The 16,174-nt window shown below is 56.4% G+C and carries 15 protein-coding genes and 1 riboswitch; of the genes, 5 read left to right on the top strand and 10 right to left on the bottom strand.

The genetic code is table 11. From position 1 onward, the window contains the following. Positions 1-66: 66 nt before the first annotated feature. The 4 genes from ACR3EP_RS20030 to ACR3EP_RS20015 form a co-directional block, all read right to left on the bottom strand. Positions 67-1,344: a glutamine synthetase family protein gene (locus tag ACR3EP_RS20030; RefSeq protein ID WP_480639223.1), complete on the bottom strand. Its 1,278-nt coding sequence runs from the start codon at positions 1,342-1,344 to the stop codon at positions 67-69. 80 nt (positions 1,345-1,424) lie between these two features. Next, positions 1,425-2,174, bottom strand: a complete 750-nt coding sequence (locus ACR3EP_RS20025) for an N-formylglutamate amidohydrolase (RefSeq protein WP_170518277.1) — start codon at positions 2,172-2,174, stop codon at positions 1,425-1,427. Next, positions 2,171-3,871 (bottom strand): Na/Pi cotransporter family protein, encoded by a 1,701-nt coding sequence (locus ACR3EP_RS20020; protein WP_480639179.1) that lies wholly within the window; start codon positions 3,869-3,871, stop codon positions 2,171-2,173. Before ACR3EP_RS20020 ends, ACR3EP_RS20025 begins: the two co-directional genes overlap by 4 nt. Before the next feature lie 4 nt (positions 3,872-3,875). Beyond that, complete coding sequence (locus tag ACR3EP_RS20015; RefSeq protein WP_480639178.1) at positions 3,876-4,640, bottom strand: inositol monophosphatase family protein; 765 nt, start codon at positions 4,638-4,640, stop codon at positions 3,876-3,878. Between the two features lie 687 nt (positions 4,641-5,327). Here ACR3EP_RS20015 and ACR3EP_RS20010 point away from each other — a divergent pair. Then, positions 5,328-6,587: an aminotransferase class V-fold PLP-dependent enzyme gene (locus ACR3EP_RS20010; protein WP_480639177.1), complete on the top strand. Its 1,260-nt coding sequence runs from the start codon at positions 5,328-5,330 to the stop codon at positions 6,585-6,587. A gap of 51 nt (positions 6,588-6,638) precedes the next feature. Here ACR3EP_RS20010 and ACR3EP_RS20005 read toward each other — a convergent pair whose 3' ends face one another. Then, entirely contained in the window at positions 6,639-6,938 is a 300-nt protein-coding gene (locus ACR3EP_RS20005; protein WP_170351152.1) for a CcdB family protein, read from the bottom strand. Continuing rightward, positions 6,938-7,168 carry a type II toxin-antitoxin system CcdA family antitoxin gene (locus tag ACR3EP_RS20000; protein WP_480639176.1) on the bottom strand — a complete coding sequence of 77 codons (231 nt, stop codon included), beginning with the start codon at positions 7,166-7,168 and terminating at the stop codon, positions 6,938-6,940. Before ACR3EP_RS20000 ends, ACR3EP_RS20005 begins: the two co-directional genes overlap by 1 nt. A 251-nt stretch (positions 7,169-7,419) precedes the next feature. Between ACR3EP_RS20000 and ACR3EP_RS19995 the strand changes: the two genes are divergently transcribed. From ACR3EP_RS19995 to ACR3EP_RS19980, 4 genes are all read left to right on the top strand, one after another. Next, entirely contained in the window at positions 7,420-8,460 is a 1,041-nt protein-coding gene (locus ACR3EP_RS19995) for a GDP-mannose 4,6-dehydratase (protein WP_480639175.1), read from the top strand. 250 nt (positions 8,461-8,710) lie between these two features. After that, positions 8,711-8,815, top strand: a riboswitch (TPP riboswitch). A 32-nt stretch (positions 8,816-8,847) separates the two neighbouring features. Continuing rightward, positions 8,848-9,828 carry a thiamine ABC transporter substrate binding subunit gene (thiB, locus tag ACR3EP_RS19990; RefSeq protein ID WP_170362649.1) on the top strand — a complete coding sequence of 327 codons (981 nt, stop codon included), beginning with the start codon at positions 8,848-8,850 and terminating at the stop codon, positions 9,826-9,828. After that, positions 9,804-11,351, top strand: coding sequence for an ABC transporter permease family protein (locus tag ACR3EP_RS19985; RefSeq protein WP_480639174.1), 1,548 nt, complete (start codon positions 9,804-9,806; stop codon positions 11,349-11,351). The genes thiB and ACR3EP_RS19985 overlap by 25 nt, the downstream gene beginning before the upstream one ends. Beyond that, positions 11,338-12,030 (top strand): thiamine ABC transporter ATP-binding protein, encoded by a 693-nt coding sequence (locus ACR3EP_RS19980; protein WP_480639173.1) that lies wholly within the window; start codon positions 11,338-11,340, stop codon positions 12,028-12,030. The genes ACR3EP_RS19985 and ACR3EP_RS19980 overlap by 14 nt, the downstream gene beginning before the upstream one ends. An 88-nt stretch (positions 12,031-12,118) precedes the next feature. Here ACR3EP_RS19980 and speB read toward each other — a convergent pair whose 3' ends face one another. The 4 genes from speB to ACR3EP_RS19960 all read right to left on the bottom strand — a co-directional run bounded on the left by speB (position 12,119) and on the right by ACR3EP_RS19960 (position 16,080). Continuing rightward, a complete protein-coding gene (speB, locus tag ACR3EP_RS19975) occupies positions 12,119-13,084 on the bottom strand; it encodes an agmatinase (protein ID WP_480639172.1) in 966 nt (321 codons plus the stop codon). A gap of 21 nt (positions 13,085-13,105) precedes the next feature. Then, positions 13,106-14,386: a TRAP transporter large permease gene (locus tag ACR3EP_RS19970; RefSeq protein WP_480639171.1), complete on the bottom strand. Its 1,281-nt coding sequence runs from the start codon at positions 14,384-14,386 to the stop codon at positions 13,106-13,108. Continuing rightward, on the bottom strand, positions 14,383-14,988 hold the full coding sequence (locus ACR3EP_RS19965; protein WP_170351144.1) for a TRAP transporter small permease: 606 nt from the start codon (positions 14,986-14,988) through the stop codon (positions 14,383-14,385). The genes ACR3EP_RS19970 and ACR3EP_RS19965 overlap by 4 nt, the downstream gene beginning before the upstream one ends. Positions 14,989-15,063: 75 nt before the next feature. After that, positions 15,064-16,080: a TRAP transporter substrate-binding protein gene (locus ACR3EP_RS19960; RefSeq protein WP_226689500.1), complete on the bottom strand. Its 1,017-nt coding sequence runs from the start codon at positions 16,078-16,080 to the stop codon at positions 15,064-15,066. Positions 16,081-16,174 lie beyond the last annotated feature (94 nt).

Raw genomic sequence — 16,174 nt, 5'->3', positions numbered from 1 at the left:
CCCCTGCTTCATCTGGCCAAAAAAACCTCGGGGGTCTGGGGGCAGAGCCCCCAGCCTGGCCCAAGCTCACGCCCGCTCGAACCCGCGGGCAACTTCCCAATCGGTTACCACGCGCTCGAATTCCTCGATCTCGACCTCTGCCGCGCGGGTATAGTGATCAACCACCTCATCCCCCATCGCCGCGCGCAACATCTCTGACCCATGCAGCGCATCCCGCGCCGCGCGCAGGTTGCCGGGGATCATGCCGGTGTCGCCCTGATAGACATCGCCTTGGGTGGGCGGCTGCAGCTCCAGCCCTTCCTCGATCCCTGCAATTCCGGCGGCCAGCATCCCGGCCATCGCCAGATACGGGTTCATGTCCGAGCCCGGAATGCGGCATTCGACCCGCACCGCCTTGGTGCGATCGCCACACAAACGGTATCCGGCCGTGCGATTGTCCACCGACCAAATGATCCGTGTGGGCGCAAAGGTGCCCTTCATGAAACGCTTGTAGCTGTTGATGTAGGGTGCCATGAAATAGGTGTAGTCCGGCGCGTATTTCAGCAGCCCCGCCATGTAGCTTTTCATCAGCGCCGACATGCCTAACACATCCGACTTATCGAAAAATGCCGGCTGACCGTCTGCCCACAGCGACTGATGCACGTGGGACGAACTGCCCACCTTGTCATGATGCCATTTCGGCAGGAAGGTCGCCGCATGACCATGCTGCCAGGCGATCTCTTTCACCGCGTTCTTGGCGATCGAGTGGTACTCCGCCGTCTCCATTGCCGCCGCGTATTTGATGTTCAGTTCTTCCTGACCGGTCTCGGCCTCACCCTTCGAGTTCTCGACCGGGATGCCCGCATTCCACAGATGGTTGCGGATCGGCCGCATCACATGCTCTTCCTTGGTGGTCTGCAGGATGTGGTAATCCTCGTTATAGCCCGATATCGGTTCCAGATCGCGGAAGCCCTCCTTACGGATTTGGTCAAAGCTTTTCTCGAACAGGAAAAACTCCAGCTCGGTGGCGCACATCGCGTCATAGCCCATGGCCTTCAAACGATTGACCTGTTTCTTAAGGCTCGAGCGTGGCGCATGTGGCACTTCTTCGTGGGTATGGTGATCCAGCACATCGCACATCACCATCACAGTGCCTTCCAGCCACGGAACAGGGCGCAGCGTGCTGAGGTCCGGCTTCATGACGTAGTCGCCATAGCCCCGCTCCCAACTTGTCGAGGCATAGCCATCCGGCGTACCCATCTCCAAATCTGTCGCCAGCAGATAGTTGCAGCAATGCGTTTCTTCCCATGCACCCGCAACAAAGTGACCCGCATGAAAGCGTTTGCCCATCAAACGTCCCTGCATGTCAACAAAACATACCAAAACCGTGTCAACTTCGCCCGCAGTCACACGTGCCTTCAGTTCGTCGAGGTTGAAAGTTCCGCTCACGATTTATCCTCCTTAATCGCGATGTCGTTCAGTGCCGGTAACAGCAGGGTCAATACCTCTTCTGCTGCGACAGCAATCTCTTCATCGGTACGCAGTAGGTCGTTGCGCACTTCCAGCATTACATTTGGCAAATTTCGGCTAAGCGCATGCAGGCGTAGCGAATGGGTGACCCCATCAGTTGGGCCATAAGGCTCATTTCGCTCGGTTCGGCGGTTCGGAATACGATCCACATAATTCAGCATCGCGTCCACAAGCCGACTGTCTTCATCATGCAACAAACCCAGCTCAACCGCACGCGGTTGGCCGAAATAGACCGGGGTAAATGAATGCACAGTCACGATCACCGTATCAGCCCGGCGCTTGTTCAAAACCTCGGAGACAGCGGCGCAGAACGGATCGTAAACCGCAGCCGTACGCGCATCGCGCTGCGCTTGCGTCAGGCCTGTATTCCCCGGGACCATGATCTGTTCAGATTTCTCAGGCATTGCGCTTGCGGCTTCCGGGGGGCGGTTGCAATCATAAACCAAGCGCGACACGGTCGAGGCCACGACCGGCGCATCCAAAGCCTGCGAAAGCTTTAACGCCAGGCTTCGCGCACCCGGGTCCCAGACTGCGTGGCTTAGCCGGTCAGCTTCGGACAGACCCAGATCACTGTAGTCTGATGGAATCCGATGGCTCGCGTGTTCGCACAATAAGACCACTTTGCCCTGGCCCTCTTCGTTCAGTACCTCTACGGGCGCAATCATCCTTTCACCTCTGTATCTGAATCTTTTTGCGTCCGGGGCATTTCTTCGATCAGGCGTGTTTCCAGCAACTGACCATTCCGATAGAGGATCGGATAAGCCACCGCTGCGATGTGACTGTTGAATTCACGCAGCGCGCGCAACGTCTCAAGATGGATATCGCTGGTCTCAAAACTTTCCGTACTGCCATGCTGAAGCCGTTTGAGATGACGCTTGCGGCTGTCACGCTCGGCCCGTTTGATTTCGGTCTTTTCAAGGCTCAGTAGGCGGGCACTTTCCAAATCATCCGAGATCAGCACGTTCGAGGCCAGTTTGAGATTGGCTAAAATACCCTCGTGCATTTCGACCAATTCTGCCCAACCTTCTTTCGAGAATGATGCACCTTTTTTGCGCATGCTGGTTGCCAACACAGTCAAACGTTTGGCGACAACGTCGCCTGCGGTTTCAAGGCGAATGGCGTACTCCATCAAGTCGCGCGCCACTTTCGCATTCTGCTTTCCAAAATCCGCTGCCGGAATGGCTGCCACGAATTTTCGGACGCCAGACAGGCACTCGTTCACCTCGACATCAATGTCCCTGACGGCACGGATCTGTTCCTTGTCTCCGCTGCGGTACAGTTCCAGCGATGGGCGGAACATCGATTCAACCAGATCGCTCATCCGCAGCAGTTCCCGCTTGAGGCTCGATAGGGCCTGGCTGGGGCTGCCGATATTGCGCATGTCCAACGCGCTAGCGGGACGACCCGGCTGCACCGCAGCCTCTGATGTTTTCGGGTCTGGCAACAGCCGCTCGAACGGGGCACTTAGGCGTCCACAGAATGGCAGCGCCAGAACCAGCAAAGAGGCATTAAAGGCCAGATGCGCGTTCACCAGCATTTGCCCGCCTTGCAGATCGCCCAGAACGCCCGCCCTCAGGGCTGTGGTGGCCGCGAAAAGGGTAACAACGGCCCAACTGCCACGTAGGGCCAGATTGGCAAAGGGGATGCGCCGGGCTGATAAATCCATCCCCCGCGTCAACCAAACCGGGATAAAGGCCGAGCCGAAGTTAGCCCCCAACACCAGCGACAACCCGGCGGCAAAAGGAATTGCGCCGATTTGCACAAGCGTCACGCACATCAAGATCGCCGCGACCGAGGAATGCATGACAAAGGCCAGCGCACCACCCACCAAAAACGCGGTGATATAGTCGCGGGCCAGATAGTCGGCGATGGCGGGCAGAAAAGCACTGTCGCGGATCGGGTCCATTGCCTCACGCAAAAAGCGCAATGAGATCAGGATGAATGCGATGCCCATCAGAATGCGGCCCAATTGCCGCGGTTTCTTGGACTCGGTTTTGACGAACAGATACCCGCCAATTGCCAACAGAAGCGGCACCAGCCAATCCAGCTTGAACGACAGAATCTGAATAATCAGCGCAGACCCCAGATCGCCACCCAGTACCATTGCAAGGCCCGCAGGAAATGCCAGCATCCCACCAGCGGCAAAGCCCGAGGTCAACAATGCCACCGCCGCCGAGCTTTGCAGCACAATAGCCATCGAAAGCCCCACCATCGACGCCTGCAAATAACTGCGCTGGCCCGTCATAACGCGCTGGAACGAGGCCCCATAGCTGCGCTCAATCCCTGTGCGCACCATGCGCACGGCAAAAAGCAACAACATTGTCGCTCCGGCCAAGTTGATGAGAAAGCTTACAATCGCCATGAGCCTAACCGTTCACCTTATCCAGCATTTCCGCATGCAGTTCAGGCGTTGCGGCCGAGATCACCCGACCATCCGATTTCAGGTCGAGGGGCTTGCCATTCCAGTCGGTCATCACTCCACCTGCGGCCTCAACAACGGCCAGAACAGGCAAGAAGTCATAAGGCTGCAAGTCATAATCAATCACTGCATCCACATGCCCAGCCGCCAGCAGGGCATGCGGGTAGCAGTCATAGGCGAACCGGCGGGTCTGCCCGGATTGCATCAGTTTTGCGAATAAAGCGGGATGATCGCGATAGATCTTGTCGCCTTCGTTCACAAACAGGATGGATTGATCCAACTGCGTCTTTTTTGACGTTGCGATGGCATTGCCATTCAGAGTCGCGCCCTGACCGGAAACGCCTACAAACACCTCATTCAAAGCAGGCATACCTATCACTCCGATATCCGGCTTGCCATTAACCAGATGCCCCAGCAAGAAGCCGAACAGCGGATGCCCCGAAAGGAACGATCTTGTGCCATCAATCGGGTCAATGATCCAAACTTCACGACAATTCTGCCCGTCAAACCCGTGCTCTTCGCCAAAGATACCATGATCCGGGAAATGCTGCTCTAGGTAAGTGCGCACCTGGGTTTCAACACCTCTATCGGCCTGTGTAACTGGGCTTTCATCCGACTTGAATTCAACACCCAACCTACCGCGAAAATACCCTCGTGCCGCAGTATTGGCTATGTCGGCAACCGCCATCGCATGCGTTACCAGATCAGCCATTTCGGAATTTTGTGAGCTTGTTGGATTCAACATCCATTTCCGTCCTGTCTAGTGATGGATTGCGGTGCTAGGGCAGCAATAATTGGGAAAGGTCATGCGGGCTCCAGCCGAATTACAATTAAGTTCGATCGCATTTCTTGAATTTGCATCAACGTCCAACATCTGCGCATAGCCGTGCCCCGTGGTGGCGCCCAGCTTCCTTTCGGGCGGTCGAGCTTCACCTTTAGAATCTCGGACATCTCCCGCTATTCCGACGCTCTGATAGCCCTCGGCACACTGCATCACGTTGTGCAAGTCAACAATCCAATCCTGAAGTTCCAGGCTGTCGTCTTCTTGTAACATCAGATTCTGGCTTTTTGACATCATTCTTCCCTATAATTCCACAAAAACATACAATTTCAACCCAATAGTCCTGAAATTATTTGTTTTGTGTGGGTTTTTAAGGGATATTGCACTCACCCTTTTGGCGATCCGGCAAGACTTCGCATGATTATCGGCGTCGCTCTCGTTGGCAATACCTCGAGATATTGATGGCGGTGGCAGACTGTCTGATGTCGCCAACGCGCCAGACGGCCGCCAATCTGCTCGACAATCCTTGGGTTACAGAGACAAAGCTGGCAGACACTTGAATGACCGCTCACACTCTGATCGCACCCCGCGCGCTTTGAAAAACTACAGGACAGACCCATGATCCAGAACAACCCAGCCCTCATCGATGCGATCCGCGACCGGTTTAACCATGTCGAAAGCTGCCCGTTTCAAGGCGAGCGTATTTTTTTCGAAAACGCAGGCGGTGCGTTGACATTGAAAACAGTCACCGAAACCTCGGCTTTTTATGCTGCGATCCCAGACAACCCCGGGCGCATCAACCCGGCGGGGCAGGGGACACAGAATGTGATCAACAAGGCCAAGGGTGACCTAGCGGTATTCATGAACGCCTCGTGCGGGCAGTTCTTTGCCGGTGAAAGCGGGACAGAGTTGCTGTTCCGGATGATCCGCACCGCCTGTCTGGCCGCCCCCAAGAGGTCCAAGGTGATCGGGTCGTCCATAGAACACCCTGCCACCCGCAGCGCTGCGCACCGCTGGGCTGAGATTGCGGGACTGGACTACGTAATTGTGCCGCATAATGACGAAACCGGGCTGGTCACACCCGAGGATTACACTGCGCTGATGACACCCGATGTGGCGGTGGCAACAATCCTGCATGCCTCACCGGTGACAGGCATGGGAATGGATGTGGCTGCGATTTCCTCCGCGATCCGCGCGGTCGCACCGGATTGCATGATCATCGTCGATGGCATTCAGCACGCTGCCCACGGGCAACTGGATCTGGATGCCTACAATGTTGATGGCTATGCGATCTCGCCTTACAAGGTGTTTTCGCGCCATGGCTATGGCATTGCCTGGATTTCTGAAAAGCTAACCAACACCCCGCATGACATGCTGATCGACGCGCCTGCGACGGGCTGGGAATTCGGCACTCGTGACACTGGATCTTATGCGACCGTCTCGGACGTGGTGTCCTATTTCGACTGGCTGGGCGGAGAGGTGTCGGACGAGACCGAGCCGCGCAAACGGATCGAGGCCGCTGGCCGTGCCATCCATGCCTATGAGACCCACCTGACCAACGCCGCCATTAATGGGACCGGAAATCTGCCTGGCCTGCGCGATATGGATCACGTCACCATTCTGGCCGGGGCTGACAATCCCGCGCGCGAAGGGTTGGTTTCAATCGTGGTCAAAGGGCATGCCTCAGAAGATGTGGTGGAGATATTGAATCGGCAGGGCATCCGCACCCACACCCGTAAGGATGACCACTATTCCGGCAACGTCCTAAAGCCACTGGGCCTGGCGGATTGCATCCGCATCTCGTTCTGCCACTACAACACCGAACAGGAAATCGCTCGTCTACTGGGTGCCATAAAGGTGCTGGGTCAGGACAACTAGCGGAGGGTTCAGTCAACCCTGATCAACAAGACTTCGGTCGCTCCACAGATATCAGAAGCCCTGCATCAGCATGTCTATGGCAACGGTGATCCGGTCGGCTTCCTCATTCAGGTTGGCGGTCTGAGATTTGAGAATTCCCACCGGAACCGCGGCCATGAATTGGGTGACCATGACAACCTGTTCGCCATGGATATCGAACACTGGATTAAGCCGGGTCGCGGGCTTTGGGGCCTTGGCCAATGGTATCAACGGGGCGACCACCCGCGTATTCAGGTCCCCAAGCAGATCGGTTTGCACATCCAGAAGATAGCCATCACCCGATGGATTCGGAAAAACATCGTATTTGGGCATCAGAATTGCCGGAAGCTGTCCAGCGGCAGGCCGTGTTGCTCAACAAACGCGTTTGAGCTTTTGAGGGCTTCCGCGTTTTCTGCTTTCCACTGCTCGGCTTTGGCCTCGGCAACCGCTACACGAACACCTTCTTCGGCTGCGCGGGAAAGGTTGACCTTCAAAGCTTTGGCTTCGGACAGCAATGCGCTGTCCAGCGAAAGGTTGGTTGGTCTGCGTGATTGGGCGTTCATCAGATATGCCTCCCTTCACCCTAAGATAGGTCCATTATATATGCGCGTCAATTATGCGCATGATTAATGCTGACAACCTTTGGCGTCCGCTGCTGCCAATCCTATACAAAGGTAGAGTATTGCTACGCGTTGCCTAGGTGGCGAAAGGGCACAGCAGAATACACCGCTTTCTGCGATATCTGTGGTGGTATCTTCCCTTGATCTCGCACTAAAAAGGCCCGAAATACCAAGTTTTTTACAAGGGCAACATTATGCAGAGCGTTCTCATCACCGGGTCAGCCGGTTTTATTGGCTTTCATCTGAGCAAGCTTCTGCTGGCCCAAGGGTACCACGTAGTGGGGTTGGACTCTCTGAACGATTATTATGATGTGTCGTTGAAAAAGGCCCGCCACGACATGCTGGCGCGCGAACCCAATGGTAAGAATTTTTCGCCCGTCATTGGCAAGGTCGAAACCCCCGGCCTGATGATGGAGCTGTTCGGGGAACATGGTTTTGACTATGTCATTCACCTCGCTGCCCAAGCTGGGGTGCGCTATTCGATCGAGAATCCGCGCTCGTATCTGGAAAGCAATGTGATAGGGACTTTCGAAATTCTGGAAGCGGCGCGGGCGCATCCGCCCAAACATATGCTGTTGGCTTCGACTTCTTCGGCCTTTGGCGCCAATACCGAGATGCCCTATAAGGAAACCCAACGCGCCGATCATCAGATGTCGTTCTACGCGGCCACCAAGAAATCGACCGAAAGCATGGCCCATTCCTATGCGCATCTGTTCGATTTGCCGATTACCATGTTCCGGTTTTTCACCGTCTATGGCCCTTGGGGTCGCCCGGACATGGCGCTGTTCAAATTCACCAAAGCGATCCTCGAGGGCAATGCGATCGACGTCTATAATCACGGTGATATGAAACGTGACTTTACCTATGTCGAAGATTTGGTTGAGGCGATCCGCCTGCTGATGGACGCCGTCCCTGTGCGCCCCGCAGACGGCAATATTCCAGAAGGGGACAGTTTGTCACCGGTCGCACCCCATCGAGTGGTGAATATCGGCAACAATGATGCGGTACAGCTGACCGCGTTTATTGAAGCCATCGAAACGGCCACGGGCATCAAGGCGGATAAAAACATGATGCCGATGCAGCCCGGTGACGTACCCGCAACTTGGGCCGATGCATCGCTGCTCAGGGAATTGACCGGTTATCAACCAAGGACTTCGGTCGAAGATGGTGTGGCTGAGTTTGTTAAGTGGTACCGCGACTTTTATCGTCCCAACGCGGCTGGGACCGAAAGGTAAGATGGTTAGCCTTCAGGCCTAAAAGATTGGTGGCCGTCCTCTCAGTTTTGAGGTTCGGCCTCTGAAATTCTCAAGGCTAAAAACGCAAACCGTTCCGGTACCCGGAACGTAGTTCAAAACCTTTCCTACGGTGATTGTTCCACAGGGCGATTATGTTGTGCATCTCTCAGTCCAACTGAACGGATGCCAATTTGAGCATCCAAAAAACACTTTAACCCGGTTGTCTTTTCGTCCGTTCCAACCTACTGACAACCTCACCTCGGGGTGCGTGGCCTGCCGCGCTGAGATGCCTTTGGCGAACCCGTAGAACCTGAACCGGCTAGAACCGGCGGAGGGAAAGGTAACGGTTTCATCCACCCTTGCCCTCTCGCCGCAATGGAGGATGACATGAAACATCTGATGATTGCTGCGGGACTTCTGAGCGCAACAGCGGCTGTCGCGGCCGACAAACCTCAGCTGACCGTTTACACCTATGACAGCTTTGTCTCGGACTGGGGTCCGGGCCCGAAAGTAGAAGAAGCTTTCGAAGCAGTATGCAACTGTGATCTGAACCTTGTGGGCGTCGAAGACGGCGCGGCGCTGTTGTCGCGTCTTCGGCTAGAGGGTGAAAACACGGACGCCGATGTGGTGCTTGGGCTGGACACCGGCCTGATCGCAGCGGCCAAGGAAACTGGCTTGTTTGCTCCCAATTCGGTCAGCGCCGATTATACCCTGCCGATTGAATGGTCAGATGACGTGTTCGCGCCTTATGACTGGGGCTATTTTGCTTTTGTCCATAACGCAGATGCGGCGGCACCTGCCAATTTCCGTGAACTGGCCGAGGGTGAAACAAAGATCATTATTCAAGACCCGCGCTCGTCCACTCCGGGTCTGGGGCTGCTGTTGTGGGTCAAAGCGTCTTATGGAGACGAAGCCCCCGAAATCTGGGCCGGGCTTGCCGACAATATCGTGACCGTGACCAAAGGTTGGTCCGAGGCGTATGGCCTGTTTCTTGAGGGTGAGGCGGACATGGTGCTCAGCTACACCACATCGCCTGCTTATCACTTGATCGCCGAGGATGACGCCAGCAAAGCAGCGGCCGCCTTTGACGAAGGGCACTACATGCAGGTTGAAGTTGCGGCGAAGCTGGCCGGTACCGATCAGCCCGAACTGGCGGATCAATTTCTGGAATTCATGGTCTCGGACACCTTCCAGCAGATCATCCCGACCACCAACTGGATGTATCCGGCAGTGACCCCTGCGGCTGGCCTGCCCGAAGGGTTTGACACGTTGATCACGCCTGAGAAATCCCTGCTGTATACCCCGGATGAAGCCGCCGCCGTGCGGGATCAGGCGCTTGCGGAATGGCTGGGCGCGCTCAGCCAGTAAGCCCTTGGCCGGGTGTTGGCGCAGCGGCACTGGTTGCTGCGCTGATATTGGGCACATTGGCCGCGGTAGCCCTACGCGCTGATACAGCGGGTGGGTTGGGTCCGGCCGATTGGGCGGCGCTGCGCTTTACGCTGGTTCAGGCTGTGTTGTCTGCGCTGTTCAGTGCCGGGCTGGCTATTCCGGTCGCCCGGGCACTGGCGCGGCGTCGGTTTCGTGGACGGTCTGCCCTGATCGCCCTATTGGGCGCCCCCTTTATCCTGCCGGTCATCGTCGCGATCCTTGGGTTGTTGCAGGTTTTCGGACGTGCAGGCTGGATTTCAGATTTTTTAGGTCTGTTTGGTTTGCCGCCGCTGCGCATCTATGGGTTGCACGGGGTGGTTCTAGCCCATGTATTTTTCAACCTACCACTTGCCACGCGGCTAATCCTGCAGGCGTGGCAGGAAATTCCGGCAGAAAGATTTCGGTTGGCCGCGCAATTGGAGTGCGACGGCTTTGCCATGTTCCGTCTGATCGAACTGCCAATGTTAAGGCGCATTCTGCCGGGTGTTCTGGCCGTGATCTTTGCGATTTGCCTGACTAGCTTTGCCGTCGCGTTGACTCTTGGCGGAGGGCCCCGCGCAACGACACTTGAACTCGCGATCTATCAATCCTTTACCTACGATTTCGACCTTGGCCGTGCAGCGTTGCTTTCTGCGGTGCAACTGGCCTTGACCGCTGCTGCCGCGCTAGCTGCTTTGAATTTTTCGCGTGGTGACGGGTTCGGCGCTGGGTTGGATCGCGCGATACAACGATGGGATGGCGGCGCGCCCGCAGTTGACGCGTGCTGGATCGGGCTCGCGGCAGCATTTCTGCTTCTTCCTTTGGCTGCCGTGGCGATCTCTGGCCTATCTGGGTTGCTCGAAATGCCTGCCTTGGTGTTTCGTGCGGCGGTGATATCGGTTCTGGTTGCCACTGCCAGTACGATTGTTTTGTTGATGCTTGCACTGCCGATGGCCATGGCCGTTGCAACCGGTCGTCACGGGATTGTCGAGCTTAGCGGTATTCTGGGGCTGGCGGCTTCACCGTTGGTGATTGGTACCGGGCTGTTCATTCTGATCCGCCCCATCGCTAATCCAGTAACACTGGCATTGCCGGTAACCGCGCTGGTGAATGCCGTCATGGCCTTGCCCTTCGCGCTACGCATTCTGGTGCCGGCGGCCCGCGACGTCGTGGCGCGACACGGACGGCTTGCCCTGTCGCTGGACATGGACAAGAAAACATTCTTTGCCCGCGTCCTGTTGCCGCGCATGCGCCCACAGATCCGCTTTGCCACGGGTTTGTCAGCCGCGCTATCGATTGGAGATCTGGGAGTTATTGCCCTGTTCGCCGATCCACAGATCGCGACCTTGCCCTTGCAGATCTATCGGTTGATGGGGGCGTATCAGATGCAAGCAGCGGCCGGGGCAGCTCTGTTGCTGTTGTTGCTGTCGATGGGGGCATTCTGGCTATTGGATCGCGGAGGGCGGCTGCATGCTGAAACTTGAAGGCTGTGTAATCGAGAACGGAAAATTTTCGTTGCGTGCTGATTTTGCCGTCGAGACCGGTGCCAGTGTAGCCATTATTGGGCCGTCTGGCGCGGGAAAGTCGACACTGCTTGAGGCGATTGCCGGGTTTCGTGACCTCAAACAGGGAAAGATATTCTGGGACGGAGGCCTAATATCCAACCGTGCCCCTGGCAAGCGCCCTTTGGCGATGCTGTTTCAGGATGGCAATCTATTCCCACATCTGACGGTCGAACAGAATATCGCTTTGGGCTTGCGCCCGAACGGGCGGTTGACGGTAGATGAGCAATCTCAGGTCCAAACCGCACTAGATCGGGTTGCCCTGCCGGGTCTGGGTGATCGCAAGCCAGCCGAACTGTCTGGAGGTCAGCAAAGCCGGGTCGCATTAGCCCGGGTTCTTGTGCAGCGCCGTCAGATGTTGCTGCTGGACGAACCGTTTGCGGCGCTGGGGCCGGCACTGAAGGCTGAAATGCTTGATCTTGTGGCTGGGTTGCTGGCGGAAACCGGAACGACCCTGCTTATGGTCAGCCACGACCCGCAGGACGCGCGCCGCATTGCCGGCCAGACGGTTCTTGTGTCTAACGAGCAGGCACATCCTCCTGCGCCGACCCGGGACCTTTTGGATAATCCACCGCCCAGCCTGCGCGACTATTTGGGGTAGGGACATTGGATGGAAACCTGCGAAAGGAAACTCGCAGCCCGGCGCGTAGTTGAAAGGTTTCTGCACGCCGGACTGACAGGGAGGGACCTTATTTCCGGTTGTGGAAAATGAACCCGAGGAAGTTCAGCAGCAATTGCGCCGCAAGAATCTGTGTACTTTCGGTCTGGTCATAGGCGGGGGCGACCTCAACCAGATCAATGCCAACCACATTACCGCGTTTACTGAGTCCCTGAACGATTTCCAGGACATCATAGTACTGGAACCCGCCATGGCTGGGTGTCCCTGTTCCGGGCGCAATCGACGGGCAGAACGCGTCGATATCTATGGTGACGTAATAACGCGCACCTTCGGGGATACGATCCAAAACGCCCTCTGTTCCCAGTTTACGCACCTGTCGTACGGATAGGATATCTGAACCCCGCGCCCGCGCGTCGTCGTAACCTTCTTTCGCGGTTGAGGACACGTTGCGGATGCCCAGTTGGGTCATGCCCGAGACATGTTCTTTTTCGATTGCCCGACGCATCGGGTTGCCGTGACCATCGGTGACGCCTTTGCGTTCGTCGACAAAGTCCAGATGCGCATCGATCTGGATCACATGGATTGGTCCGTTCTTTGCGCAATCTTCTTCAAAGGCGCGGATGCACGGAATGTTGATCGAGTGATCTCCACCGATAGTCACCGGCAGAGCGCCCGCATCGAGGATTTTCTTCACACCGTATTCGATGTTGGCGTGGCTTTCCTCGGTCTTGGTATGGATGATGTCGGCATCGCCTAGATCGACGATGCGCACATCGCTGGCTAGATAGGTTGCGTCATCCTCGTGGTCATAGGCACCGGCGTGGCCAAAGCTGAACAGGGTTGACGCTTCGCGAACAGCGCGCGGCCCAAACCGGGCACCGGATCGAAACTGACACCCGAAATCGAAAGGTGCACCAAGGACGGCGACATCAGCGTCGATCTTATCCCAATTCTCGACATAAGGTTTCTTGCCAAAGGTCGCGATGCCGACAAAAGGCAGGTTCAGACGACCAGATTCATAGCCATGACCCGACATGATTTCTCCGTTTCTTATGGGTTATCGGTACGCCAATTCCGGCAGGAACAGCGCGATTTGAGGGAAAGCCATCAGCAGCCCGGTGACAACCAAAAGGATGATTAGAAAGGGCGGCACGCCGCGGACCACCTCGACAAAGGGGCGGCGGAATACGGCGATGGCGGTGAACAGGTTGCAGCCAAAGGGTGGTGTGGCGGCTCCGATGGCAACTTGCAGTGTGATCAGAACGCCAACCAGTACCGGGTCCAACCCACTGGCCTTGATCATCGGCGCAAAGATCGGAACTAGGATCAGGATCACCACGATCGAGTCAACGAACATGCAGCCGAGGAAGAAGGCCACGTTGATCGCCAGCAACACCATAAGAGGGCTGGCTTGTTCCAGCCCCAGCGCTGCGATGATAGTCTGCGGCACTTGGGCAAAGCTAAGTGTCCAGCTAAAGGCGGCTCCGGCGGCAATCAGGATAAACACGACCGACGTGATGGCCCCTGTGGACAGGGCAATATCGAACAGGTCTCCAACCTTGATCGAGCGAAAGATCACAACCTCGAGGATCACAGCATAAAGCACGCAGATTGCCGCTGCTTCGGTGGGTGAGAACACGCCGCCATAGATGCCTCCGACGATGATCGCCGGAAATCCCATCGGCCACAGGGCTTTGCGCAACGCGGTAAAGCGCTGTCCCCACCCCTCGCGAGGCAGAACTGGGATATCGTGACGGTAAGCGTACACCATGCAATAGGCCGAGAATAACACTACGATCAGCAACCCGGGCAAGATGCCCGCGATGAAAAGCTGCGAAATCGACGTCCCCGAGACCACGCCATAGATGATCATGCCGATGGATGGCGGGATCAGATAGGCCAGATCAGCGGCATTTACGATCAACCCGATCGAAAAGCTGTCGCTATAGCCAGATTTCAGCATCCGCGGCCGCATCGCACCGCCAATGGCCACCACCGTCGCCTGGGTCGACCCACACACAGCTCCGAACAAGGCGCAGGCCGAGGTGACGGAAATTGCCAGGCCGCCTTTGATATGGCCCATGAAACTCATCACAAGATCGATAAGCCGATTGGCGGAATGTCCTCGCGTGATGATATCAGCGGCCAAAATGAACATCGGCACCGCGATCAGCGCAGCCGGCTTCACGCCCCCGATCATCTGCTGGATCAGGATTTGCATGTTCATTTCAGGGAAGTAGACGAGAAACCCCAGCACAGCCGCCGAAATCAAGGGCATTTTCATTGGAAAGCCTGCCAGCAGCAGGATGATCATTACAACCAGCATCAACTCGGTCATTTGTCTGCCTCCGCTGTGTCCTGGAATTTCTTGATGGCAGACGCGGTTTCCGGATCTTCATAGCTGTCAATTTCGAGGTACGAGACATAGACGTCCTCGTCAGCGAAGTTCAGGTTCCGGATCGCAGTCAGCAGGTATTGGAACGAGGCCAGTGCCAATCCGATCACCACCCAGACATAGGTCAGGTACAGCGGCAGCTGCAGCGCCGGGGTGATCCGCCCGCGCGAGGCGACTTTCTGCACATATTCAAACGCGTACCAGGCCAGCACACCCATCACGATGGCTGTGGTGGTGGCGATCACAACCATCAGGCCTTTGCGCAGTTTGACTGGCAGGGCGTCATAGATGGCTGACATTCGGATGTGGATGCCCTTGCGAGTGGCGTAGCCCAGTCCCATGAAGGTGACGATCACAATTAGAAACTCGTTCAGCTCTTCCGAAAAATAGATGGATTGGTTGAACACATATCGCCCAAAGACATTGGCGATGGTGTTCACGGCCATCAGAGTGATCCCCCAGCCCAGGATCCAGATTTCGATCCGTCCGATGACGGCGTCGATCTTTCCCAACAAGCCGAAGGGAGTGGCAGTATTGCTTTGCATGGTTTCCCCCCTTTGAAAGCCCCCACGCGCAAGGCGCGTGAGGTAGTTTTGAGTGAGTGAGTGGGTGGGGAGGGATCAGTTGCCCGACAGTTCCGCCTGCAGCGCGTCCAGCAGTTCCTGACCACGGTCGCCTACCGTGTTGACATAGGCGGCAGAGGTGCCCGTGCTACGCTCACGGAAGGCGTCACGCTCGTCCTCGGTCAGAACGACCAGGCCAATGTCAGGTTTGGCTTCTTTGATGATATCCAGACGTTTCTGGTTAAAATCAGTGACGACGCCATCAATGAACCCGGTCATGTCGGCCATGGTGTCGCGCACAAGTTGCTGGCGGTCGGGGTTGAGGGTTTCAAACCAGTCCGAACCGGCAACGACGGTGGTGACAAGCTCTTGCTCACCGGCCCAGATCAGGTGGCTGGTGACCTCGTAGAACTTCATCTCTTCGATGGTCGGGATCGGATTGACCTGACCGTCAACTGCGCCGAGTTGCAGCGCGCCGAACACTTCGCCAAACGGCAGCGGGGTCGGGCTGGCACCCATGTTTTTATAGGTCTCCAGCAGGATCGGCGACACCATCACCCGCATCTTGAAGTTGTCAAAGTCTTCGGGCGTGCGGATTTCGCGGTTGGTGGTCCAGACCTGCGGCCCTTCGGAATACATGGTCATAACTTCCAGACCACGCTGGCGGAAATCATCGTTCAGCGGACCGTAGATGGTTTCCGAGTTGCTGAGGATGTTCGAAATCGCGGCCGGATCGGATGGTAGCAAGTAGGGGAGAAGGAAAACCTGGCTTTCTGGCACCACGGTGCCAAGATTGCCAATCGATACGTTGGTGAACTGGATGACACCGTCGGCGGCCTGTTCAACCGTTTCGGTCGGTGTGCCCAGCGTGCCCATCGGATAGACGGTCACGGTCACTTCACCATCGGTGGCGGCTTCGATGCGCGATTTGAACTCCTGCGCGTAGGCATCCATGATCGAGCCCGGAATCTCTTCGATTGCGAACTTCCAATCCTCGGCCAAGGCGGCGAGAGGGGTCAGGCCCAGCAATGCTGCTGCGGCAGTTATCTTGAGGGGACGAGAGGTCAAGGTCATGTTGGTTTCTTCCCTGTTGCCTTATTGGGTTTGGTCTTCAGGGATCAGGACAGCATAGAAAATTACACAAAAAAATATCATCTTGTTTATGTTC

The organism is Ruegeria sp. BB10, from assembly GCF_056535725.1.
Note: the sequence above shows the minus strand (reverse complement) of the source record. Positions and strands in the feature narration are given on the sequence as shown.

Bases quoted from the DNA above. Each gene is read 5' to 3' on its own strand.
- ACR3EP_RS20030 (WP_480639223.1), bottom strand. From the start codon at position 1,344: ATGCAGGGACGTTTGATGGGCAAACGCTTTCATGCGGGTCACTTTGTT.
- ACR3EP_RS20025 (WP_170518277.1), bottom strand. From the start codon at position 2,174: ATGATTGCGCCCGTAGAGGTACTGAACGAAGAGGGCCAGGGCAAAGTG.
- ACR3EP_RS20020 (WP_480639179.1), bottom strand. From the start codon at position 3,871: ATGGCGATTGTAAGCTTTCTCATCAACTTGGCCGGAGCGACAATGTTG.
- ACR3EP_RS20015 (WP_480639178.1), bottom strand. From the start codon at position 4,640: ATGGCTGATCTGGTAACGCATGCGATGGCGGTTGCCGACATAGCCAAT.
- ACR3EP_RS20010 (WP_480639177.1), top strand. From the start codon at position 5,328: ATGATCCAGAACAACCCAGCCCTCATCGATGCGATCCGCGACCGGTTT.
- ACR3EP_RS20005 (WP_170351152.1), bottom strand. From the start codon at position 6,938: ATGCCCAAATACGATGTTTTTCCGAATCCATCGGGTGATGGCTATCTT.
- ACR3EP_RS20000 (WP_480639176.1), bottom strand. From the start codon at position 7,168: ATGAACGCCCAATCACGCAGACCAACCAACCTTTCGCTGGACAGCGCA.
- ACR3EP_RS19995 (WP_480639175.1), top strand. From the start codon at position 7,420: ATGCAGAGCGTTCTCATCACCGGGTCAGCCGGTTTTATTGGCTTTCAT.
- thiB (WP_170362649.1), top strand. From the start codon at position 8,848: ATGAAACATCTGATGATTGCTGCGGGACTTCTGAGCGCAACAGCGGCT.
- ACR3EP_RS19985 (WP_480639174.1), top strand. From the start codon at position 9,804: ATGGCTGGGCGCGCTCAGCCAGTAAGCCCTTGGCCGGGTGTTGGCGCA.
- ACR3EP_RS19980 (WP_480639173.1), top strand. From the start codon at position 11,338: ATGCTGAAACTTGAAGGCTGTGTAATCGAGAACGGAAAATTTTCGTTG.
- speB (WP_480639172.1), bottom strand. From the start codon at position 13,084: ATGTCGGGTCATGGCTATGAATCTGGTCGTCTGAACCTGCCTTTTGTC.
- ACR3EP_RS19970 (WP_480639171.1), bottom strand. From the start codon at position 14,386: ATGACCGAGTTGATGCTGGTTGTAATGATCATCCTGCTGCTGGCAGGC.
- ACR3EP_RS19965 (WP_170351144.1), bottom strand. From the start codon at position 14,988: ATGCAAAGCAATACTGCCACTCCCTTCGGCTTGTTGGGAAAGATCGAC.
- ACR3EP_RS19960 (WP_226689500.1), bottom strand. From the start codon at position 16,080: ATGACCTTGACCTCTCGTCCCCTCAAGATAACTGCCGCAGCAGCATTG.